Consider the following 19,222-nt stretch of genomic DNA (forward strand, 5'->3'; position numbering starts at 1 on the left):
GGCCGCGCCGGTCGCGGTGGGTGTTCCGGTGCGCCCGAGCGTGACCCGCGGCCGGGGCCGGGGGTACCGACTTTCGTCGTACAGGACAAAAGATAGGTATCGGACAATTCGCCCCGCGCACAGTAACCGGACAGCACCGTGACGGACCGCGATTCCTCAGGCGAACACCGGCGCGAGGTCCGCGTAGACGCGGAAGTCGGCGATCAGACCGTCGGCGCCCACGCGCCAGATGGAGAGCGCCGCCAGCGTCACGCGCTGGTCGTCGAGCCGGGTGCAGGTCACGTCGGTGACCGCGATGGCGGTGTCACCGACCGTCCACTCGCGACGGACGTGGTGGCTCAACCCCTTGACGGTGGCGAAGAAAGCCGCGTTGCCCGCCTCGATCGCGGCCCGGCCGTACATCGGGGCGCCGTCGCCGAACACCATCGTGGCGTCCTCGGCGAACCTCGCCCCGACCGCCTGCCGGTCGGCCATGGGGAACAGTTCCGACGCGCTGACCACCGCGGGTTCCCTCCCTCGTCCTCCCGCCGAAGCTACGGACCGCCGGAACCGGTGCCCATACCGAAAACAGGGGGTATCGCCGTCACGCGCGGGTGGCCGGCCACGCCCGGTCGTCGATGGTCAGGAACGGTTCGCCCGCCACCGCCGCCGGCGTGATCCCGGTGAACGCCCGGACCTCGCGGTGCAGGTGGGACTGGTCGGCGAAACCGGCGTCGGCGGCGACGCGGGCGGCGTCCTGGCCCGCGACCAGGCGGTGGACGGCGTGGTCGAAGCGGACCAGCCGCGCCGCGCGCTTGGGCGGGAGGCCGGTCTGCGCGTGGAACCGCGACCACAGGCGCTTGCGGCTCCAGCCGACTTCGGCGGCCAGCCGCTCCACCCGGACCCGGCCGCGGGTCCGGACCAGCCGGCCCCACGCCCAGGCGACCTCGGGGTCGACCGCCGGTCCCGCCTCGGCGCGGCGGGCGAAGACCGCGTCCGTCAGCGCGAACCGCTCTTCCCACGAGGACGTCTCGCTCAGGCGCTCGGCGAGCCGGGCCGCCTCCCGGCCCCACAGGTCGTCGAGGGCGACGAAGGCACCGCTCAGCTCGTCCGGGCGGACACCGAGGACCCGGCCCGCGACCACCGGCGGCAGGCGGACCTGCACGCAGGCGAAGTCCACCGCCCGGACCAGCCGGGCCGGGCCGAACCCGAGCCCCGCGACGACACTCCCCCGCCCGGCCGCGCCGGAAAGGACGACGGAACCGGGGCCGAAGACCAGCGCGACGGTCACGGCCGGCGGCGGGATCAGCCGGAGGCCGGCCGGGGTGCGGCCGCGGTCGGCGAACCCGGCCATCGTGACCCCGGGCAGCCGGCCGGGCGACGCCGGGAGCGCGACGTCCCAGAGTGCTTCTTCGTCCGGCCCCATGGATCCCAAGCTACGCGGAACATTCGTCCAAGCCACCGGCCTCCCCGACCGGCGAGAGTCGGCCCATGACGAACCTCCACGTGACCGACGACGGCCCCCGCGACGCCCCGGTCCTCCTCCTGGTCCACGGGTCCGCGTCCTCGGTCCGCTCGTGGGACGAGCTGCTCCCCCGGCTGACCGGCACCCACCGCGTGGTCCGGGTCGACCTGCTCGGCCACGGACGGTCGCCGAAGCCGGACGACGCCGCGTACGGCGTCCCCGAGCAGGCCGGGCGGGCCGGCGCGGAGCTGGACCGGCTCGGCGTCGGGCCCGCCGTGGTCGTGGGCCACTCCAGTGGCGGCCTCGTCGCCACCGCCCTCGCCGAGCAGCGGCCCGCCTTGGTTTCCGCGCTCGTGCTGGTGAACTGCGGGCCGAGCCTGGACACCTACACCGGCCCGCAGGTCGGGTTCGACGCCGGGCAGTGGGCGCGGCTGACCGACGAGCAGATCCGGCAGGCCATGAGCTCGGCCTTCAGCCGCCCCGGCTACGAAGCTCCCGCGTCGCTCGTGGACGACGTGCGCGGGATGACCTTCACCTCGTTCACCGAGAGCCAGCGGGGCAGCGTCGAATACCTGGCACGGCAGGCGATCCCGGACCGGCTGCGCGCGCTCGGCACGCCGGTGCTGGTGCTCTTCGGCGAGGAGGACCGGCGGTGGCGGCCCTCGGACGCCCTCGCGGCCTACCGCGCGGTGCCGGGCGCGCGGGTCGTGCCGCTGCCCGGTGTCGGTCACTCGCCGATGCTGGAAGACCCGCCGCGGATCGCCGAAGCACTGCTGGCCTTCACCGCGTCGCCCACGCTGAACAGTGGCCGAATCAGTCGGTCGAGAGGGAGATCTCGGTCGACTTGATCAGCGCGACCACCGGGGTCCCCGCTTCGAGCCCCAGCTCGGCCACGGCTTCCCGGGTGATCGACGCGGTGAGCTCACCACCGTCGACGGCGACCTTCACCGCCGCCATCGCACCCCCGGTCGCGACGGCGGTCACCCGGCCGGGCAGCTGGTTGCGGATGCTGATGCCGGTCACCGGCCCGGTCGCCAGCGACACCTCGGTCGACTTGACCAGTGCGCGCACGGCCGTTCCTTCCGCGAGGCCGAGGTCCTCGACGGCCTCGCGGGTGACGGCGGCGGTGATCTCCTGCCCACCGGACAGGCGGGTCTTGACGGTCGCCATCACCTCGCCCGGCGTCACGGCGGAAACCGTGCCGCCGAGCTGGTTGCGGATGCTCAGAGCCATGGCGGGACCCTAGCCGCGCGCCGGGACCGGCGCACTTCACCGGGTCACCGGAACGGGTCACCGGAACGGGTCAGCCCACGGCGAGCTCGGCCCAGACGGTCTTGCCGGCGTCGTGCTGCCACTGTCCCCACCGCCGGCTACACGCGTCGACCAGCAGCAGGCCCCGCCCGCCGTCGAGGTCGGGCCGCCGCGGCCGCGCCGGGTGCCGGCTGGCGTCGGTGACCTCGACCCGCACGTGGCCGGCGTCCCGGGCGAGCCGGACCCGGACCGGGCGGGCACCGTGGCACAGGGCGTTGGACACCAGTTCGTCGAGCACCTGCACCGCGTCGGCGAGGCTGTCCGGCGCCAAGCCGGCCAGCAGGTCCTGGGCCCACGCCCGGACCTGCGCCTGCTGGTCCGCACCCGTGCCGAGCTCGCGCGTCGGGATCGTCTTCACACTCCTTCGAAACCTTGGTGTCTTACCCACTTCCGGCAGTGGGCAAACAAGTCACGGCTCGGCCCACGCGGCCGCTGCCCGGGTGGCAGGATGTGCCCGGTGAGCATGCGCACCAGGAACAACGTGGTCGTGACCGGGCGCGAAACCGGGCCCACGGTCCTGCTCGCCCACGGTTTCGGCTGCGACCAGAACCTGTGGCGCCTCGTCGTTCCCGACCTGGCCGAGCGGTACCGCGTGGTGCTGTTCGACCACACCGGTGCCGGGCAGTCCGACCTGTCCGCCTGGACCCCGGAGCGCTACGGCTCGCTCGACGGGTACGCCGACGACGTCCTGGCGCTGTGCCACGAACTGGACCTGCGGGACGTCGTGCTCGTGGGCCACTCGGTCAGCGCGATGATCGCGGTGCTGGCCGCCAACCGCGAGCCGGACCGGTTCGCGAAGCTGGTGCTGCTGACGCCGTCCCCGTGCTACCTCGACGACGACGACTACCGCGGCGGGTTCAGCCGCGAGGACATCGACGAGCTCCTCGAGGCGCTGGAGTCGAACTACCTCGGCTGGTCGGCGGCGATGGCGCCGGTGATCATGGGCACCCCGGACCGCCCGGAGCTGGGCGAGGAGCTGACGAACAGCTTCTGCCGCACCGATCCCGCGATCGCGCGCGTCTTCGCACGGGCGACGTTCCTCTCCGACAACCGCGCCGACCTGGCGAAGGTCTCCGTGCCGACGCTGGTCCTCGACTGCGCGAGCGACGCCATCGCGCCGCCGGAGGTCGGGCGGTTCACCCACGAGCGGATCGCGGGCAGCCGGCTGGTGACGCTCGACGCGATCGGGCACTGCCCGCAGCTGAGCGCCCCCGAAGCCACCGCGGCCGCGATCACCGCGTTCGTGAGCGGCCCATGATGTGCGAAGCCGGCCAGAGCGACCGGGAGAAGGCCGGTCCGGCGTTTTCGGCGTTGCTGGAGGACAGCGCGGAGGACCTCTACGAAAACGCTCCCTGCGGCTACCTCTCGACGCTGCTGGACGGCACGATCGCGAAGATCAACGCGACGCTGCTCGGCTGGCTGGGTCTCGACCGCGACGAAGTCGTCGGGCGCCGCCGGTTCTCCGACCTGCTCACCGTCGGCGGCCGGCTGTACCACGAGACGCACTTCGCGCCGCTGCTGCGCATGCAGGGCGAGCTCGGCGGCGTCGCCTTCGAGATGAAGACGGCGGGCGGCGGCCGGCTGCCGGTGCTGGTGACCTCGACGGTCAAGACCGGCTCCGAGGGCGAGGCGCAGCTGATCCGCACCACGGTGTTCGACGCGAGCGACCGGCGCGCCTACGAACGGGAACTGCTGCGGGCGCGCGACGAAGCCGAGCGCGAACGCGACCGGGTCCAGCGGCTGGCGAGAACGCTGCAGCAGACGCTGCTGCCGCCCGCACTGGCCGAAGTGCCCGGGATGCAGGTGGCCGCGTACTACCACCCCGCGTCGGCCGACCAGGTGGGCGGCGACTTCTACGACCTGTTCCCGGTCACCGGCGACACGTGGGGGTTCTTCCTCGGCGACGTCTCGGGCAAGGGCGCCGCGGCCGCGGTGGTGACGTCGCTGGCGCGCTACACGCTGCGGGCCGCCGCGGTCCACGACCCGGACCCGACCGTCGCGCTCGGTACCCTCAACACGGTGCTGAACCGGCAGTTCCACGGCACCGACCCGCGCTACTGCACCGTCGTCCACGGCCGCATCCGCCCGCACGGCGACAGCGCGACGGTCACCCTGGCCGGCGGCGGCCACCCGCCGGCGCTGCTGATCCGGGCCGACGGGACGGCGACGTTCCTGACCATCCGGGGCGGCCAGCTGGTCGGCGCCCTGCCCGGCGCGCGGTTCACCGCCGTCGACGTGCGCCTGGAGCCCGGGGATACCGTGCTCCTCTACACCGACGGGCTGACCGAAGCCCGCACGCACGGCCGCACTCGCTACAGCGAGGAGCAGCTGCGCACCGATCTGACCGGCCTGGCCCCGACCACCGCCCCGGCGGTGATCGAGGCGGTCACCGCCCTGCTGGCCGGCTTCGGGGACGGTGTCGAGGACGACACCGCCCTGCTGGCGTTCAGCATCCCGCTGCCCGGAGGCGACAAGCCATGACGAGCCCGTTCTCGACCTCGACCGACCCGGCGGCCACCGGCCCGATCCTGACCGTCCGCGGAGAGCTCGACGTGGCCACCGCGCCCCGGCTCCGCGCCCGCATCGCGGAGCTCACACCGACGGCCGGGCAGCTGCTGGTCGTGGACCTGGCTGGCGTGACTTTCTGCGACTCCAGCGGGATTTCGGCCCTGATCGCGGCCCGGAACGTGGCCGAGGCGGCCGAGGCGAAGATCGCGCTGGTCGCCGTCCCGGCCCGGCTCACGCGCACGCTCGCGCTGACCGGGCTGGCCGACTTCTTCCCGACCTACCCGACCGCCGGAGAAGCCGTCTCCGCCCACGGCTGACGGGTTTCGTCAGAGGCAGGGCGGCCGGTAGCCGTCGATGCGCAGACCGCGGAACTCGAGCCGGTTGGGCGTCTTGCCGACGAAGACCAGCCCGCGGGCCTCGGTCAGCGCGGAGGCGAACGAGTACGCGGGGGTGCCCAGCTCCGGCAGCGACGTCCAGTCCCGCGGCTTGAAGCTGAAGAACTTCGTGACGAGCTTCCCGCGGGTCGAGGGCACCAGCGTGAGCCACTTGTCGCCGCCGCTCCAGTGGGACGCCGGGCGTAGCTGGACGTACAGGTCGTCGGTCGCGCGGTAGGTCAGCCAGAAGCCAGCGGAGTGCGAGAGATCGGCCTGCGCCTCGAACTGGTTGCCGAGCCACACGACGGCCACGTGCCACTCGGCGCCGACGAACTCCACCTTCGCCGTGTACCGGTGTCCATCGGGGACGAGAAGGCTCCCGGTGGGCGGGACGGTGGCGCCCTCACCGCTCGCGAGCCACTGCTGCAGCCGGTCGATCGACGGTGTCGAGCACTCGCAGCCGGGCCGCGGCGAAGCGTTCGCAGGCGGGCTGACCAGGGAAAACACGAGGAGGGATGCGAAGATCGCGAGCGTCCGGACGAAGGCGAGGCGCATGCCGGGAAGCTACCAGACCGGGTGTGCCCCGCGTCACGGAATGCGAGTGGATCTCGGGCGCTACAGAGGGTAGGAACCGTACGAATTTCAGGGAGGGCCATGTCTGCCACCACCACACCCGAAGAAGCCCCCGTGGTCCCGGTGCTCGACGACTTCGACTTCGAGCTCACCGACGGCGCGGCCTGCCGCATCGACGACCCGGACTGCGAAGCCTGCCAGTGAGTCCCGGCGCCCCGGTGCGATCCGCACCGGGGCACCGGCTCGGTCTCGCGGCTGCCGGCGTGAGCTGATCTCGACCTTCCCGAAGATCTTGCGCAGGTGCCTTCCTTGGCGAGACAGGCGACCCGCAGCACGAGCGCCCGGGCCGCCCGCGCGTCGGCGGGCAGCCGGGTCGAGCACCGCGCGTTCGTCCTCCCGGCCGAGCGGGCGCGGCCCGTTACCCGGCCCCGGGGGACCACCAGGGTGACTCCCGGGGACGAACGGGCCGGTTCCGCGCGAGAGTGGTCTCGAGCGGTCCGCTCGCCCCCACGAAGGAGTTCCGATCATGGACATGAAGCTGGAAGTCGTGGTCCTGCCCGTCGCCGACGCCGACCGGACCAAACGCTTCTACAAAGCTCTCGGCTGGCGCGAAGACGCCGACATCGCCTTCGGCACCTCCCGGATCGTGCAGCTCACCCCGCCGGGATCCGCCACCTCGGTCCACTTCGGCACCGGCATCACCGACGCCGCCCCCGGCTCGGTCCGCAGCACCTACCTCGTCGTCGAGGACATCGACGCCGCCCGCAAGGAGCTGACCGGCGCGGGTGTCGACGTCAGCGACGTCTTCCACCGCGACGACACCGGCGCGTTCGCCCCGGGCATCCACCCCGACCGCGGCACCTACTCCTCGTTCGCCTCCTTCAGCGACCCCGACGGCAACACCTGGCTGCTGCAGGAGATCACCACCCGCTTCCCCGGCCGCGTCGACGGCGTGACCTACAGCTCGACGCAGAAGCTCGAGACGGCACTGCGCGAAGCCGCCGCCGCGCACGGCGAACACGAGAAGGAAACCGGGGAATACGACGAGCAATGGCCCGTCTGGTACGCCCGGTACATGGCCGACCACGCCTGAGCCCGGCTCGCCGCCGGCTCCGGTCAGTCCTGGTAGCCGGCCCAGGCCACCTGGACGAAGCCGCGGACCAGCGGGCTCCGGCCGGCCTTGGGCCACGCCACGACGAGGTCGCTCGGCGGCCGGTCCGCCAGCGGGACGACGACCAGCCCGGCCGGCAGGGGCTGGTCGAGCGGGGCGAGCGCCGTGGTTCCGTTCCACAGCACCGCCTGCAGGCATTCCTGGACGGTCCGCAGCACCGGCGCCGCGTCCTCGGGCGCGCCGCCGGTCCAGTAGGCCGTCCACACGGGATCGGTCCCGTCGGGGAGCCGCACCCAGCGGCGTCCGGCCAGGTCCGACGCCGGGATCGAGGCGCGGCGGGCGAGCCGGTCGTCGTCCCGCAGCACCACCCCGACCGGGACCGAGCGGAGTACCTGCGTGCCGATTCCCTTGCTGTCGAAGGGGGTTCGCGTCAAGGCGACGTCGACGAGGCCGGCGCGCAGGCCCGCCGTCGGGTCGCCGAGATCGGCTTCGTGGACGCGGACGTCGACGTGCGGGTGGCGCTCCCGGAACAGCGGGACCAGCCGGCCGCCGACGTGTTCGGCGGCGTCGGCGAGGGTGCCGACGGTCAGCGTCGCCGCACCGGCCGCGGCGGTCACCCGGCCACGGATCCGGTCGGCCTGCTTCAGGAGCGCGTCCGCTTCGCCGTAGAGCGCGGTGCCGGCGGACGTGAGGGTGACGCCCTTGGGGGTGCGTTCGAACAGGGCCGCGCCGAGTTCGTCCTCCAGCTGCCGGATCGCCCGGCTGAGCGGCGGCTGCGTCATGTGCAGGCGGCTCGCGGCCCGGCCGACGTGCCGCTCGTCGGCCACGGCGACGAAGTACCGCAGGGCGCGCAGATCCACCTCGACACGATACCCGTGCGGTATCGAGTCGCCCGAGCCGGACTTGGACTCCCCCGCACCCGGCGGACGACGATCGCCGGTATGGACCTGGACATTTGCTGCTACGAGTACGACACGACGAGGGCGCTGTTCGACCGGACGGACGTCAAGGTCACGACAGCCGCCACGCTCCCGGAGATCTTCGAGAGGGTGATCGGCGGGCACGAGTTCGACGTCGGCGAGCTGGGCCTGACGTTCTACCTCCGGCTCCTGGAGTCCGGCCTACCGTACGTCGCGCTGCCGATCTTCCCCAACCGGGTGTTCCGGCATTCGTGCGTCTTCGTCAACACCCGCTCCGGGATCACCGGACCGGGTGACCTCGTCGGCCGCACGATCGGCGAGTTCGGTACCTACGGCCAGGATTCCGGCGTGTGGGCCAAGGGAATCCTGAGCGACGAGTACGGCTTCGACCCCGCTCGCAACCGATGGGTGATCGGCGGGCTCGACCACCCGTCGGCGCCGTTCGGCTTCATCCCGCACCCGCACCCGGACGACGTGCCGGTCACGGCGACCGACCGCGCGCTGAGCGACCTGCTGGCGACGGGCGAAATCGACGCGTTGTTCTCGGCGAACGTCCCGCGGTGCGTGCTGGACGGCGCCCCGGACGTGACGCGACTGTTCCCCGACTTCGAGCCCCTGGAGCGCGACTACCACCGGCGCACGGGGATCTTCCCGATCATGCACGCGGTGGTGATCCGCCGCGAGCTGCTGGACCGCGCCGGCGACGTCTACCGGCTGTTCTCGGAGGCGGCGTCGTCGGCCGCGGACCGCTACCGGCGCGATCGCCGGCTGTACCAGGTCCCGACGATGGTGCCGTGGATGAACTCGCTGGTGGAGCGCAACGCAGCGCAGTTCGGGCCGGACTGGTGGCCGTACGGGATTTCGGCCAATCGGGCGACGCTGGAGACGTACCTGCGTTACCACTACGAGCAGGGCTTGTCGTCGCGGTTGTGGGCGGTCGAGGAGGTGTTCGCGTTGCTCGAGACGTGAGTTCTTGTCGGTGGTGCGAGGTAGCGTCCGGCGCATGGCACTTTCGACGGAGGAACGCGAGCAGTTCTTGGCCGAGCCCCTCATCGGAGCACTGTCGGTGACCGAGCGCCCGGACCGGGCACCCCTGACGGTGCCGTTGTGGTACCAGTACACCCCGGGCGGCGAGCTGTGGCTGCGAACGTTGCCGGGGTCGCGCAAGATGAAGGCGATCGACGCGGCGGGGCGGTTCAGTCTGATGGTGCAGCGGACTTCGCCGACGGTCCGGTATGTGTCGGTCGAGGGGCCGGTGACGCGGACGGAGCCGGATTCTCCGGAGAGGGCTTGGGAGATGGCTGCTCGGTATTTGCCGGAGGAGAAGGTGGCGGGGTATCTGGAGTTCGAGCGGACTCAGATCGGGGAGCATGTTGCCGTGTTCTTGCGGCCTGAGCATTGGCTTTCGCTGGACATGGGGGCGGTTTGAGTGTTCGGTGTCCACTTCGGACTGGTGGGGTGGGTGACGGCGGGCTCGGGTGAGCGGTGAGTCGCCGGCTTAGCTGCCACGGCGCCCGGTAGCAGCGAGGGCGGGGAGCCGCCGGCGAAGCCTCGGTCCGGCAGCGGGGAGCGCCCCAACACCCACGGCGACCGGTCGTGAACCGTTCACCGACAGGGACGCCGGCGAAGCTCGCTCTAGCGGCGGCCCAACGAGGCCGGGCCGCTGCCGCAGGGATGAGTCGCCGGCGAAGGCACTTCACTCGCAGCAGCGGAGGGCCCAGTGCACCCCGCCGCCACGGGGGCTGCGCTGAACACCCCACAGCGCCCTGGCGTGAGTCGTCGGCCAGACCGTTCACCGGCAGCGGTGCCGGCGCAGCTTCTTCACTCGCAGCGGCCAAGCGCACCCAGCCGCCACGGCGAGCTGTCGAGCGCCATCGGCGACCGGCGGTGAGCCGTCGGCCAAGCCCTCCACCGGCAGCGCCGAAGCGAGCCCGGCCACAGCGACCGGTCGTGAACCGTCGGCCAAATCCGCTCACCGGTAAGGGCGCCGGCGAAGCCCTCTCACCGGCAGCGAAGCGCGCCCGGCCGCAGCGAACTGGCCCCGCAGCCCTCAGTGAGACCGCTCACCCCACAGTCAGTGGTAAGGCGCCTCACGCGGTGCCTGACGCGCCCGTGGTGGCTGCCCTCGCGGCACCTGGGGCCGCGGTGCCTGCCCACGTGGCACCTGCGTCCTTGGCACCTGCCCGCGCGATACCTGCGGCCGCTGCGGAGGCGGCCCCTGGCGTCGCACCGGCGGACGCACCGCCGCCGGCCGAGGGGCTCGCTCGCGACTCTCCGGCTCGGGAGCCGCCGCTCGGGATGGGCGGTTGGCCCACGAGTCGAACAGCACGATCAGCGCCGCGAACGCCGCGCAGCCCAGACCCAGTGCCACGTTGACCAGCGACCCGATGATGCCGGCCACCAGCAGCACCGGCAGCACCGCCATCAGGCAGTACGGGTCGATCCTGCCGAACTTCGGGCGGGGCGGCCCCTCCCGGGGACTCACCGCGCGACCTCCACTTTCCCTCGCGCCATGGTCGCAGTATGCAACCCCCGGCCCGAACCGGCCACCATCAGCCTTCAGAAACTCGGACAAAGCGCCTGAATCACAGCTCAGGAGCCCGCAATGCCGTCTCGACTTCGCCACCCGTCAACCGGCGGGGGCCGACGTAGTACAGGACCGATCCCGCCGCCAGCTCCGCGTCCCAGCCCGGGTTCACCACCAGCTCTTCCCCGGCCCTCGCGGCCAGCACCGTCGCGCCGTACGCGCGGCCGAGGGCCACCCGGCAGCGGGATGCCGGGAGGCGGCCGAGGGACTTCGGGAGCGTCACCGAGAACGTGTCCGCTCCGCCGGCTGTCATCAGCTCCGCGTAGACCTCGGCGATCCCCGGGGACGTCAGCTCCTCGGTCACCATCCGGGGCGTGTGCCACTGCACGCAGCGGATCCGCGGGTCCACGTACCGCAGCAGCTCGGCCCGCTCGAGGTCGCGCAGCGTGACCACTACGTGCGACGCCGGGCTCGCGTGGTCCACCGTCACCGCGACGGCCAGCGCCTCGTTGTCGTCGGCCATGTCGACCAGGACGGCCGCCGCGCGCGGTAGGCCCGCCCGCTCCAGCACCTCGGCGGCCGTCGGCTCGCCGCGGACGAACTCCACCGGCTGCCCCGGCATCGGGTGCGCCGGCACCTCCGCGCAGAGCACCAGCCCGGTCACGCCGTCGGCGAGCAGCTGGGCCACGATCCGCTCGGTCCGCCCGGCCGCATACCCGATCAGCACCGTGTGGCCGGTCGCGCGGACCGCCTCCGTCCCCTGCATCCGCCGTCCCTTCGCCTGTTCCAGCACCGAAGCGAGCTTCGTGAACACCGTCGTGAGCGTGGCGAGCCCGCCGGCTATGACGTACGCGCCCACGAAGTGGCCGGCGAGCGTCTCCGGCGAGAAGTCGCCGTAGCCGACCGTGGTCGTCGTGACGACGAAGTACCACCAGTAGTTGCCTGGCCGCACCAGCTCGCTGCCGGCCGGCTCGGCCAGCGCCATCAGCGGCCAGCTCGTCGCGAACACGACCACCACGACGGCGGCCGGCAGGAGCCAGCCCCGGTTCGGCGCCCAGCGCGCGAACCACCGCGAGAGGAAGAACGTCACCGGTCCTCCTCGCTGTACACGATCATGGGTCCCGACACCCGATCACACGGTGCTACCAGGCACAACGGTCTTTACCGGACCGTGACGGCGGCCCGCGCCGCCGGACAGAAACGGACAGGATCGCCGCGTTCCCAGGGAAAAACCCGCGTTCCGTGGTGCAATGACGCCGGTCCCCCGGCGCCGGAAGAGGTACGCGCATGAGGAAACGGGTCCGTTCGACGCTCTTGGCCGTGGCTGTCGCGGGTGGGGTGATCGCCGGTCCGGCGGCCGCCAGCCCGGCCCCGCCGCGGCTCGAGTTCGCGAACCCCGCCAGCCAGGCCCTGTTCGGCACCGCCTACCAAGCGGCGCTCGACAACCTGTTGCGCACCAACACGATCGGCTACGACCCGAAGTACGACAAGAGCGGCCTGCTCGACCCCGCCACCGGCCTCGTCCGCGCGGGCGGCGGGTACAACCAGCCCTGGACGCGGGACGCCTCGATCAACAGCTGGAACGCGACCAGCCTGCTCTCCCCCGCCCTGGCGGAAAACACGCTGTGGGCGGTCGTCGACAAGGACGCCGGCGGCGCCCTGCGCGTGCAGCAGGACGACCAGCAGTGGGACCAGGTCGTCTGGGCGACCGCCGCGTGGCACCACTACCTCGTCACCGGCGACGGCGCCTTCCTCGAAAACGCCTACCGCGCAACGGCGAACACGCTGGCCATCCGCGAACACGCGGCCACGGCCGGCTTCAACGCGACGTACGGGCTGTTCACCGGCGCGTCCTTCTTCAACGACGGCATCGCCGGCTACCCCGCGCCGCCCGCCGACGCCACCGAGTCGGTGAGCACCGGGAGCATGCCGTGGCCGGGCGTGGCGAGCGGGATGTACCTGAGCACCAACGAGGTCTACTACGCCGCGTACGTCAACGCCGCGAACATGGCGGAGAAGCTCGGCCGGCCCGCCGCGGAAGCCGCCGGCTACCGCGCCAAGGCGAACGCGCTGAAGACCGCGATCAACCAGCGCTTCTGGAACGCGACGACCGGCCTGTACGACTACCAGCTCCTCGCCGACGGCACCCGCGGCGCCTACCAAGAAGGCACCGGACTGGCGTTCGCCCTGCTCTTCGGCGTCGCGAACCCGGCCCAGGCCCGGTCGATCCTCGCCCGCGCCCAGGAGATGCCCTGGGGCATGCCCGACACCTACCCGAACTGGGCCCGCTACTCCGACGCGCAACCGGGCCGGCACAACGCGATCGTGTGGCCGCTCGTGCAAGGCCTGTGGGCCAAAGCGCTGGCCGGACAGGGAAACCAGAGTGCCTTCGCGGCCGAGACCGCGCGCCTGGCCAAGCTCGCGGACAACAACAGCGGGTTCTGGGAGATCTACAACGGCCGCACCGGCGTCGTGGACGGCGGCTACCAGCGGCTCGGCGACACCGTGAAGTTCCACTGGGGCTCCGAACCCGACCAGACCTGGTCGGCCACCGCGTTCCTCGACATGATCCACACCGGCCTGTTCGGGCTGACGTTCACCGATCGCGGCCTGACGTTCGCGCCCGATCTCCCCGCCGGCTGGGGTGACGTCACCCTCCGGAACCTCAGCTACCGCAACGCGAACCTCACGATCGCGCTGCGCGGCGCGGGCACCCAGGTCGGCTCGTTCACGATCGACGGACGGCCCGCGCCGGGCAACGCCGTCCCGGCCACGCTGAGCGGGAGCCACACCATCGCGATCACGCTGACCGGCGCGGCCGCCGGTGACCGCGACGGCGACCACGTGCCCGACGCGGCCGACCGCTGCGCCGACACCGCGGGCACGGTCGACGGCTGCCCGGCCCCGAGTCACCTCGAAGCCGAGGACGCCGTCAACACCGGCGGCGTGAAGACGAACGTGAACCACACCGGCTACTCCGGCCGCGCGTTCCTCGACGGGCTCTGGGCGCAGGGCGCGGCGTCGTCGTTCACGCTGCACCGCACGTCGAGCGGTTCGGCCCCGGCCGCGATCACCGTGCGCTACGCCAACGCCAACAGCGACACCCGCACGATGACGCTGTCGGTGGACGGCCGCCCGCTGCGGCAGGTGAGCTTCCCGAAGGTCTCCGACAGCTGGGACGCGTGGGGGACGACGACGTTCACCGACGTCCCGCTCAGCGGCCGCGACCCGGTGGTCACGCTGTCGTACGCCGCGGGTGACACCGGGTCGATCAACCTCGACTGGCTGGCCGCCGGCTGAGGTCGTCACCCGAACCGGTGAACCCGCCGTCCGGCCGTCATAGCCGCGGCGGAGGGGCCCTCTTCTTGTTCGTTCGCGGTGGCCGGGCGGCACGCCCCCCGACCGGCCGGCCACCGCGCACACGCACCCGGGCCCCGCATACTGGAGCGGTGAGCGAACCGATCCCGCTGTTCCCGGTCACCCGCGTCGATCCCGAGCGCTTCGCGGCCGCGCAGCACCGCCTCTTCACCGGGATGCGGCTGCGGATCGGCCGGTCCGGCGTCGCGCACCGGGTCGCGTGGGTGCCGTGGCTCGACGACCTGACCCTGCCCGCGCCGGCCTGTCACCAGGGCTGGTCGGGGCTCGGCGCGGCGGGCGAGATCACGCCGGTCGACCTGCCGGTCACCTGCCGCAAGTGCCTGCGCCTCGGCGGCGAACCGGAGGATCCGGCCCAGCACACCCTGTTCGCGCTGCCGGAGCCGCGCTGAGCGGTTAAGCCGGGACCGGCCGGGTACCTCGACCGGATGACGGAGAACCGAGACCCCGGCGAGCCGGTCCGGCAGTTCACCGCCGACCTCGTCGGGGCCGCGATGGCCGGGACGTACGACGAGGTCGCCGACGCGCTGGGCGTGCTCTCCCGCGCCGGTTCACCGCACGTCCACACCGAGGTCGCCGGCGAGCTGGTCGGCCGGTGCGCGGCCGCGGTCCGCGCCCGCAAGCGGCCCGGTCCCGGGGCGGTCTTCACGATCGCGGTGGCGGACGACCGGGCGCTGCCGGTCGACGTCGACCGGCTGCCGCCCGGGCCCCTGGCCGCGCTGCGTGCCCTGCTCGCCGACCTCGGCGACGATCAGGCGAGCCGGGACATCCAGGTGGAGCTGGCCACGCGCGGGCACCCGGACGACGTCGTCGCCGTCGTCATCCACCTGCTCGTGTGGCTCGTCGAGCTGTCGGACAGCTCCACGGCGACGCTCCCGTCGCTGAGCTGCTTCACGCCCTGATCTCTTCGTCGATCAGCAGGCCGGGGTCGAACCGCATGCCGGCGAAGTGGCCGGCCAGCTCGAGGGACAGCACGCCGTGCAGGCGCGTCCAGAACGACAACGCGCGGTGCAGCACCGCGGCCGGGGCCGGGTGGTCGCCGGCCCATTCGCGGTGATCGGCCAGGTGGGCGTCGAACGGTGACGCCGTCGCCTCGGCCGGCCGCGCGCCGCAGGCTTCGATGAGCACCGCCATCACCTCGTGCGAGATCGCGGTCGTGTCGCCGGGCGCGTGGTAGCCGGGGACGGGTGTGCCGTAGATCAGGAAGTACCGCTGGGGGTCCGCGCGCGCCCAGTCCCGGATGACGTGCGCCAGCCCGGCCAGGTCCGCTCCGCCGTCGTGGGCCGCGCGGACGGTGTCGGCGATGCTCCGGTACGCGTCGCGGATGAGCGCGGTGATCAGCTCGTCCCGGCTCGCGAAGTACCGGTAGAGGGCGGGCCCGCTCATCCCGAGCCGCTTGGCGATGGCGTTGAGCGACAGCGCCGGCACGCCCGCCTCGGCGATCTGCTCCCACGCGTGCTGCTTGATCTCCGCGCGCACCTGCGCCCGGTAGCGCTCGCGTGAGCTCGGCCCCGCGTCCGTCATGAGCGGCTCCTTCCCGTTGGTTAGAGGCTATCACTTTTCTTATTGACACTAAGCACGTCATGGTTATAGCTTCTAACTACAGCAAGAGCCACTAACGAAACGAGGACAGAGGTCATGCTCAAGACCACTCGCGCCCTGCTCGCCGTACCCCTGGCCGCCGCGGCCCTGGTCGCCGCCGCCCCGGCGGACGCGGCCACCCCGAGCCCGCTGACCTGCCGCGGTCAGGGCATCGATCCCGCCGCGCGGCTGCACTACGAGACCGAGACGTTCGTCAAGGCACCGCCGACCACCGTTTGGAAGGTCCAGACCCGGGTCGAGGGGTGGCCGGCCTGGCAGGCCGCGGTCACCAGCGCGAAGCGGCTTGACCCCGGTCCCCTGCACCCGGGTTCGCGGTTCCGCTGGACGACGCCGGTCCCGGCGACGCCCTCCTCCCCCGCCACGACGCTCGTCATCACGTCCACCGTCGGCCAGGTCCAGCCCGAGCGGTGCATCCGCTGGACCGGCCCGGCCATCGGCGAGGGCCTGAGCATCGACCGGGGCGTCCACGTCTGGACGTTCACGCCGGTCCGCGGCGGCGTCGTCGTCCGCACGGAGGAGAGCTGGACGGGCGCCCAGATCGAGGCCGACCCCGCCACGGCCATCAAGTACCTCGCGCCCGGTCTCGACCGCTGGCTGGCCGACCTCAAGACCGCCGCCGAAGCCCACTGCTGACACCGGAACCCGAAGGAGCAGACGATGACTGCACCCACTCGCCCGTCGACGGCCGTGCTCGTCGCGGCTTGGGCGTTCCCGATCTTCGTCCTCGGCCAGTTCGCGCTGATCGCCGGTGTCCCGGTCGCGATCGTGCTGGCCCGCACCCTGCGATCGCGGGCGGCCCGCTGGTGGGGCGCCCTGGCGGGGGCGGCCTACGTCATCCCGCTGGCGGTCTGGCTGCTCGGGCCGAGCACGGCGCCGAGCCTGTCGAAGTCTTTGAGCCCGGTGGCCACCGGAGTGATCACGGTGGCGGGCGTCGTGGCCGCCGCCGGGCTGCACCTCGTGCGGCGGCGCACCGCGGCGCCGGTCGAGAACCGACCGGCGCCGGGTGCCGCTACTTCGTGAAGGTGAGGCAGTTGGCGGAGTGCGCACCCTCGCCCGGTCCGACCCGGACACTCGAAGCCGTGCACTCCAGCGACGAGTTGTGCCGGCAGTCGGCCCGCGAGCAGGCACCCACCTGGGCCACGACGCGGTCGAGGCCGCCCTTCGTGTTCAGCGGCACGAAGGTGCCGCAGTCGGCGGACCCGTTGTCGCCGCCGACGGTGATCGCGAAGGCGTGGCAACCGTCGTGGTTGTAGGAACAACCGCTGACGGTGCATTCGTGGACGGCGGGCATCTCGGTGGTGGTCATGCGTGACTCCTGGATCCGTGGTGGGAAACAGTTCGGATTTCCCGACGCTGCCACCGGGTCCGGGGTCGCGCAATTCGCCGCAACTCGGCCGGGTGATCCACTCCGCACGCCCGGGTGAGTTTCGCGGTGTCGGTCAGCGCAACGGTTCCAGGGCCTTCGCCAGCGGTTCCAGCACGGCCGGGGTGTGCGGCGGCGGCAGGTAGACGATCGCGAGGTCGAGGCCCGCTTCGCCGAGTGCCTCCGCTTCGGCGGCGACCTTGGCGTAGTCGCCGTCCGGGCCGAGGCGGACGTGCGAGGACAGCGTGATCTCGGCCGGGTCGCGGCCGACGTCCGCGCAGTGGCGGTGCAGCACCTCGCGCTTGTGGGCGAACTCCTCGGGCGTGCCGCCGACGAAGTTCCAGTGCTGGGCGTACTTCGCGGCCGTGCGCAGGGTGCGCTTCTCGCCGCTGCCGCCGATGCAGATCGGCGGGTGCGGCTTCTGCACGCCCTTCGGCTCGTTGCGCGCGTCGGCCAGCTGGTAGTACTGGCCCTGGAAGGTTGTCGTCTCCTGGGTCAGCAGGCCGACGAGCACCTCGCAGCCCTCTTCGAAGCGGTCGCTGCGTTCCTTGACCGAGCCGAGCTCCATGCCGTAGGCGCCGGACTCCTCTTCGTTCCAGCCGGCGCCGATGCCGATTTCGAGGCGGCCGCCCGAAACGATGTCGAGGGTCGCGGCCATGTTCGCGAGCAGCGCCGGGTGGCGGTAGTGGATCCCGCTGACCAGCGTGCCCAGCCGGAGGCGCTTGGTGGCCTGCGCGAGCGCGGTGAGCGTGACCCAGCCTTCCAGGCACGGCCCGGTCGAATCGGAGAAGATGGGGTAGAAGTGGTCGAAGGTCCAGCCGGACTCGAACACGTCGATCTCGTCGGCGGCCTGCCACACGGCGAGCATGTCCGCCCACTCGGTGTTCTGGGGCGAGGTTTTGATGGCGAATCGCATGATCGCGATCGTAAACCTGGAGTTCCTCCAGGACGGTGACCACTCGATCCGGCGAGGGGACCACGGTCCGTACCGGGCGCGAGCGGCGGCAAACATCCGTGGTGGTCACATCACTGTGAGTGTTCGCCGCCGCCCGTCCAGGTAATCACCCTTCTGTGTCTGATCGCCCGGCAAACCGCCTCGAATGCCGCAGCGTGCACTACTCCGCGTCGGCGGATTCGGAAAATCCGCACCCTCGGGTGACCGGTTCGTGTCGTCCCCGAAACCGAAGATCACGTTTCGCGAACCGCCGAGAACCCCTTCGCCGCAACGATTCCTTGCCCGGCGTAGCGATTTTGGTAGCGTGGCCGAGCTTCCCCCGCCGCCGGGCTGTGTCCCGTTGCGGCGTCTCCCTGTTTTCCCTTGCGGCGAAAGGACTTTCTTCATGCGCACGACCCTGCTCCGAGCCGGGAGCCTGGCCGGGGTGACCGTCGCCGTCCTCGCCGGGACCACCGGCGTCGCCACCGCCGGCGACGCCGTCACCGGGTCCGCCTTCGGCGCGTCCGCGAGTGTCACCCTGCTGCCCGGCGTTCTCACCGAGGGCAAGGGCATCACCGTCGACACCGGGCAGCTGGCCGAGTCGAGCAGCGCCGGCCCCGCCGAGGCGAGCGTCGCCGACGTCCCGCTCAAGGGGCTCGTCACCGCCAAGGCGATCAGCAGCTCCGTCATCGGCGGCGCCGGGTCCGTGGCCGCCAAGGCGAGCGTCGCCGAGGTGACGCTGCCGCTGCTCGCCGCGGCCGCCGGGCGCGTTCCGTCGATCCGGCTGATCAGCGCCCGCTGCGCGTCGGCCGACGGGCACGTCACCGGCAGCAGCGACCTCGCCGGCGTCAACCTCGGCCGGCTCGGCACGCTGCCCGCCGCGACCTCGCCCAACCAGCACCTCGGCATCCCCGGCGTCGCCGAGGTGATCGTCAACGAGCAGCTCCAGCGCTACGACGGCTCCCTCGAAGTGACGGCCCTGCACGTCAAGCTGCTCGGCGGCAAGGCCACCGGAGCGCTCGGCAGCGGCGACGTCAAGCTCGCCTCCGTCACCTGCGGCCCGTCGAAGGAACGCGCCCCCGAGGCCCCGCCGCGCCCGACCGGGCCCGGGCAGGTCGTCGTCGTCCCCGCCGGTGCCCCGCAGACCGGCGACGGCAGCCTCGCCACCGAGGGCTGAGGC

At 72.4% G+C, this 19,222-nt stretch carries 25 protein-coding genes; 14 read left to right on the forward strand and 11 right to left on the reverse strand.

Annotated elements, in window-relative coordinates:
• Nucleotides 1-156: 156 nt before the first annotated feature.
• Nucleotides 157-501 (reverse strand): nuclear transport factor 2 family protein, encoded by a 345-nt coding sequence (locus ACZ7OU_RS35755; RefSeq protein ID WP_470258623.1) that lies wholly within the window; start codon nucleotides 499-501, stop codon nucleotides 157-159.
• An 82-nt stretch (nucleotides 502-583) separates the two neighbouring features.
• Nucleotides 584-1,405, reverse strand: a complete 822-nt coding sequence (locus ACZ7OU_RS35760) for a helix-turn-helix domain-containing protein (RefSeq protein ID WP_470258624.1) — start codon at nucleotides 1,403-1,405, stop codon at nucleotides 584-586.
• Nucleotides 1,406-1,470: 65 nt separating this feature from the next.
• Here ACZ7OU_RS35760 and ACZ7OU_RS35765 point away from each other — a divergent pair, with 65 nt between their 5' ends.
• Nucleotides 1,471-2,292: an alpha/beta fold hydrolase gene (locus tag ACZ7OU_RS35765; RefSeq protein WP_470258625.1), complete on the forward strand. Its 822-nt coding sequence runs from the start codon at nucleotides 1,471-1,473 to the stop codon at nucleotides 2,290-2,292.
• On the opposite strand, the gene ACZ7OU_RS35770 is transcribed toward ACZ7OU_RS35765, so the two are convergent.
• Both ACZ7OU_RS35770 and ACZ7OU_RS35775 read right to left on the reverse strand, forming a co-directional pair.
• Nucleotides 2,258-2,677 (reverse strand): TOBE domain-containing protein, encoded by a 420-nt coding sequence (locus tag ACZ7OU_RS35770; RefSeq protein WP_470258626.1) that lies wholly within the window; start codon nucleotides 2,675-2,677, stop codon nucleotides 2,258-2,260. The two genes, ACZ7OU_RS35765 and ACZ7OU_RS35770, sit on opposite strands and share 35 nt — an antisense overlap.
• Before the next feature lie 70 nt (nucleotides 2,678-2,747).
• Nucleotides 2,748-3,113, reverse strand: coding sequence for an ATP-binding protein (locus tag ACZ7OU_RS35775; protein ID WP_470258627.1), 366 nt, complete (start codon nucleotides 3,111-3,113; stop codon nucleotides 2,748-2,750).
• A 99-nt stretch (nucleotides 3,114-3,212) separates the two neighbouring features.
• On the opposite strand from ACZ7OU_RS35775, the gene ACZ7OU_RS35780 reads away from it, so the two are divergent.
• Genes ACZ7OU_RS35780 through ACZ7OU_RS35790 form a run of 3 tightly spaced genes read left to right on the forward strand, consistent with a single transcriptional unit; the run spans nucleotide 3,213 to nucleotide 5,580 of the window.
• On the forward strand, nucleotides 3,213-4,013 hold the full coding sequence (locus ACZ7OU_RS35780) for an alpha/beta fold hydrolase (protein WP_470258628.1): 801 nt from the start codon (nucleotides 3,213-3,215) through the stop codon (nucleotides 4,011-4,013).
• Nucleotides 4,010-5,236 (forward strand): PP2C family protein-serine/threonine phosphatase, encoded by a 1,227-nt coding sequence (locus ACZ7OU_RS35785; RefSeq protein WP_470258629.1) that lies wholly within the window; start codon nucleotides 4,010-4,012, stop codon nucleotides 5,234-5,236. Before ACZ7OU_RS35780 ends, ACZ7OU_RS35785 begins: the two co-directional genes overlap by 4 nt.
• Nucleotides 5,233-5,580, forward strand: coding sequence for an STAS domain-containing protein (locus ACZ7OU_RS35790; protein ID WP_470242754.1), 348 nt, complete (start codon nucleotides 5,233-5,235; stop codon nucleotides 5,578-5,580). Before ACZ7OU_RS35785 ends, ACZ7OU_RS35790 begins: the two co-directional genes overlap by 4 nt.
• Before the next feature lie 9 nt (nucleotides 5,581-5,589).
• Here the strand turns inward: ACZ7OU_RS35790 and ACZ7OU_RS35795 are convergent, their stop codons facing one another.
• Entirely contained in the window at nucleotides 5,590-6,192 is a 603-nt protein-coding gene (locus tag ACZ7OU_RS35795; RefSeq protein WP_470258630.1) for a hypothetical protein, read from the reverse strand.
• Between the two features lie 99 nt (nucleotides 6,193-6,291).
• On the opposite strand from ACZ7OU_RS35795, the gene ACZ7OU_RS35800 reads away from it, so the two are divergent.
• Together ACZ7OU_RS35800 and ACZ7OU_RS35805 are read left to right on the forward strand one after the other, a co-directional pair.
• Entirely contained in the window at nucleotides 6,292-6,414 is a 123-nt protein-coding gene (locus ACZ7OU_RS35800; RefSeq protein WP_470242756.1) for a hypothetical protein, read from the forward strand.
• 322 nt (nucleotides 6,415-6,736) lie between these two features.
• A complete protein-coding gene (locus tag ACZ7OU_RS35805) occupies nucleotides 6,737-7,303 on the forward strand; it encodes a VOC family protein (RefSeq protein WP_470258631.1) in 567 nt (188 codons plus the stop codon).
• A gap of 23 nt (nucleotides 7,304-7,326) precedes the next feature.
• Here ACZ7OU_RS35805 and ACZ7OU_RS35810 read toward each other — a convergent pair whose 3' ends face one another.
• A complete protein-coding gene (locus ACZ7OU_RS35810; protein WP_470258632.1) occupies nucleotides 7,327-8,181 on the reverse strand; it encodes a LysR family transcriptional regulator in 855 nt (284 codons plus the stop codon).
• An 81-nt stretch (nucleotides 8,182-8,262) separates the two neighbouring features.
• Between ACZ7OU_RS35810 and ACZ7OU_RS35815 the strand changes: the two genes are divergently transcribed.
• Together ACZ7OU_RS35815 and ACZ7OU_RS35820 are read left to right on the forward strand one after the other, a co-directional pair.
• Nucleotides 8,263-9,210, forward strand: coding sequence for a substrate-binding domain-containing protein (locus tag ACZ7OU_RS35815; protein ID WP_470258633.1), 948 nt, complete (start codon nucleotides 8,263-8,265; stop codon nucleotides 9,208-9,210).
• Nucleotides 9,211-9,244: 34 nt separating this feature from the next.
• Nucleotides 9,245-9,670, forward strand: a complete 426-nt coding sequence (locus tag ACZ7OU_RS35820; protein WP_470258634.1) for a pyridoxamine 5'-phosphate oxidase family protein — start codon at nucleotides 9,245-9,247, stop codon at nucleotides 9,668-9,670.
• 645 nt (nucleotides 9,671-10,315) lie between these two features.
• Here ACZ7OU_RS35820 and ACZ7OU_RS35825 read toward each other — a convergent pair.
• Both ACZ7OU_RS35825 and ACZ7OU_RS35830 read right to left on the reverse strand, forming a co-directional pair.
• Nucleotides 10,316-10,726, reverse strand: coding sequence for a hypothetical protein (locus tag ACZ7OU_RS35825; RefSeq protein ID WP_470258635.1), 411 nt, complete (start codon nucleotides 10,724-10,726; stop codon nucleotides 10,316-10,318).
• Nucleotides 10,727-10,826: 100 nt separating this feature from the next.
• Entirely contained in the window at nucleotides 10,827-11,858 is a 1,032-nt protein-coding gene (locus tag ACZ7OU_RS35830; RefSeq protein WP_470258636.1) for an ion channel, read from the reverse strand.
• A gap of 230 nt (nucleotides 11,859-12,088) precedes the next feature.
• Here ACZ7OU_RS35830 and ACZ7OU_RS35835 point away from each other — a divergent pair, with 230 nt between their 5' ends.
• From ACZ7OU_RS35835 to ACZ7OU_RS35845, 3 genes are all read left to right on the forward strand, one after another.
• Nucleotides 12,089-14,068, forward strand: coding sequence for an MGH1-like glycoside hydrolase domain-containing protein (locus ACZ7OU_RS35835; RefSeq protein WP_470258637.1), 1,980 nt, complete (start codon nucleotides 12,089-12,091; stop codon nucleotides 14,066-14,068).
• 149 nt (nucleotides 14,069-14,217) lie between these two features.
• Nucleotides 14,218-14,535, forward strand: a complete 318-nt coding sequence (locus ACZ7OU_RS35840) for a hypothetical protein (RefSeq protein WP_470242764.1) — start codon at nucleotides 14,218-14,220, stop codon at nucleotides 14,533-14,535.
• Nucleotides 14,536-14,571: 36 nt separating this feature from the next.
• On the forward strand, nucleotides 14,572-15,045 hold the full coding sequence (locus tag ACZ7OU_RS35845; protein ID WP_470258638.1) for a hypothetical protein: 474 nt from the start codon (nucleotides 14,572-14,574) through the stop codon (nucleotides 15,043-15,045).
• Here the strand turns inward: ACZ7OU_RS35845 and ACZ7OU_RS35850 are convergent.
• Nucleotides 15,035-15,667, reverse strand: coding sequence for a TetR/AcrR family transcriptional regulator (locus ACZ7OU_RS35850; protein ID WP_470242766.1), 633 nt, complete (start codon nucleotides 15,665-15,667; stop codon nucleotides 15,035-15,037). The two genes, ACZ7OU_RS35845 and ACZ7OU_RS35850, sit on opposite strands and share 11 nt — an antisense overlap.
• 114 nt (nucleotides 15,668-15,781) lie before the next feature.
• Here ACZ7OU_RS35850 and ACZ7OU_RS35855 point away from each other — a divergent pair, with 114 nt between their 5' ends.
• Nucleotides 15,782-16,378: an SRPBCC family protein gene (locus ACZ7OU_RS35855; RefSeq protein WP_470258639.1), complete on the forward strand. Its 597-nt coding sequence runs from the start codon at nucleotides 15,782-15,784 to the stop codon at nucleotides 16,376-16,378.
• Between the two features lie 24 nt (nucleotides 16,379-16,402).
• Nucleotides 16,403-16,765 carry a hypothetical protein gene (locus ACZ7OU_RS35860; RefSeq protein WP_470258640.1) on the forward strand — a complete coding sequence of 121 codons (363 nt, stop codon included), beginning with the start codon at nucleotides 16,403-16,405 and terminating at the stop codon, nucleotides 16,763-16,765.
• On the opposite strand, the gene ACZ7OU_RS35865 is transcribed toward ACZ7OU_RS35860, so the two are convergent.
• Both ACZ7OU_RS35865 and ACZ7OU_RS35870 read right to left on the reverse strand, forming a co-directional pair.
• Nucleotides 16,755-17,051, reverse strand: coding sequence for a DUF1540 domain-containing protein (locus ACZ7OU_RS35865; protein WP_364606988.1), 297 nt, complete (start codon nucleotides 17,049-17,051; stop codon nucleotides 16,755-16,757). The genes ACZ7OU_RS35860 and ACZ7OU_RS35865 overlap by 11 nt on opposite strands.
• A 133-nt stretch (nucleotides 17,052-17,184) precedes the next feature.
• A complete protein-coding gene (locus ACZ7OU_RS35870) occupies nucleotides 17,185-18,024 on the reverse strand; it encodes an LLM class F420-dependent oxidoreductase (RefSeq protein ID WP_470258641.1) in 840 nt (279 codons plus the stop codon).
• A gap of 424 nt (nucleotides 18,025-18,448) precedes the next feature.
• Here ACZ7OU_RS35870 and ACZ7OU_RS35875 point away from each other — a divergent pair, with 424 nt between their 5' ends.
• Nucleotides 18,449-19,219 carry a choice-of-anchor P family protein gene (locus ACZ7OU_RS35875; RefSeq protein WP_470242770.1) on the forward strand — a complete coding sequence of 257 codons (771 nt, stop codon included), beginning with the start codon at nucleotides 18,449-18,451 and terminating at the stop codon, nucleotides 19,217-19,219.
• Nucleotides 19,220-19,222: the final 3 nt, after the last annotated feature.

The sequence above is a fragment of the Amycolatopsis sp. NPDC114505 genome, from assembly GCF_055633615.1.

Bases quoted from the DNA above. Each gene is read 5' to 3' on its own strand.
- ACZ7OU_RS35760 (WP_470258624.1), bottom strand. From the start codon at position 1,405: ATGGGGCCGGACGAAGAAGCACTCTGGGACGTCGCGCTCCCGGCGTCG.
- ACZ7OU_RS35765 (WP_470258625.1), top strand. From the start codon at position 1,471: ATGACGAACCTCCACGTGACCGACGACGGCCCCCGCGACGCCCCGGTC.
- ACZ7OU_RS35770 (WP_470258626.1), bottom strand. From the start codon at position 2,677: ATGGCTCTGAGCATCCGCAACCAGCTCGGCGGCACGGTTTCCGCCGTG.
- ACZ7OU_RS35785 (WP_470258629.1), top strand. From the start codon at position 4,010: ATGATGTGCGAAGCCGGCCAGAGCGACCGGGAGAAGGCCGGTCCGGCG.
- ACZ7OU_RS35790 (WP_470242754.1), top strand. From the start codon at position 5,233: ATGACGAGCCCGTTCTCGACCTCGACCGACCCGGCGGCCACCGGCCCG.
- ACZ7OU_RS35795 (WP_470258630.1), bottom strand. From the start codon at position 6,192: ATGCGCCTCGCCTTCGTCCGGACGCTCGCGATCTTCGCATCCCTCCTC.
- ACZ7OU_RS35800 (WP_470242756.1), top strand. From the start codon at position 6,292: ATGTCTGCCACCACCACACCCGAAGAAGCCCCCGTGGTCCCGGTGCTC.
- ACZ7OU_RS35805 (WP_470258631.1), top strand. From the start codon at position 6,737: ATGGACATGAAGCTGGAAGTCGTGGTCCTGCCCGTCGCCGACGCCGAC.
- ACZ7OU_RS35815 (WP_470258633.1), top strand. From the start codon at position 8,263: ATGGACCTGGACATTTGCTGCTACGAGTACGACACGACGAGGGCGCTG.
- ACZ7OU_RS35820 (WP_470258634.1), top strand. From the start codon at position 9,245: ATGGCACTTTCGACGGAGGAACGCGAGCAGTTCTTGGCCGAGCCCCTC.
- ACZ7OU_RS35845 (WP_470258638.1), top strand. From the start codon at position 14,572: ATGACGGAGAACCGAGACCCCGGCGAGCCGGTCCGGCAGTTCACCGCC.
- ACZ7OU_RS35850 (WP_470242766.1), bottom strand. From the start codon at position 15,667: ATGACGGACGCGGGGCCGAGCTCACGCGAGCGCTACCGGGCGCAGGTG.
- ACZ7OU_RS35855 (WP_470258639.1), top strand. From the start codon at position 15,782: ATGCTCAAGACCACTCGCGCCCTGCTCGCCGTACCCCTGGCCGCCGCG.
- ACZ7OU_RS35860 (WP_470258640.1), top strand. From the start codon at position 16,403: ATGACTGCACCCACTCGCCCGTCGACGGCCGTGCTCGTCGCGGCTTGG.
- ACZ7OU_RS35865 (WP_364606988.1), bottom strand. From the start codon at position 17,051: ATGACCACCACCGAGATGCCCGCCGTCCACGAATGCACCGTCAGCGGT.
- ACZ7OU_RS35870 (WP_470258641.1), bottom strand. From the start codon at position 18,024: ATGCGATTCGCCATCAAAACCTCGCCCCAGAACACCGAGTGGGCGGAC.
- ACZ7OU_RS35875 (WP_470242770.1), top strand. From the start codon at position 18,449: ATGCGCACGACCCTGCTCCGAGCCGGGAGCCTGGCCGGGGTGACCGTC.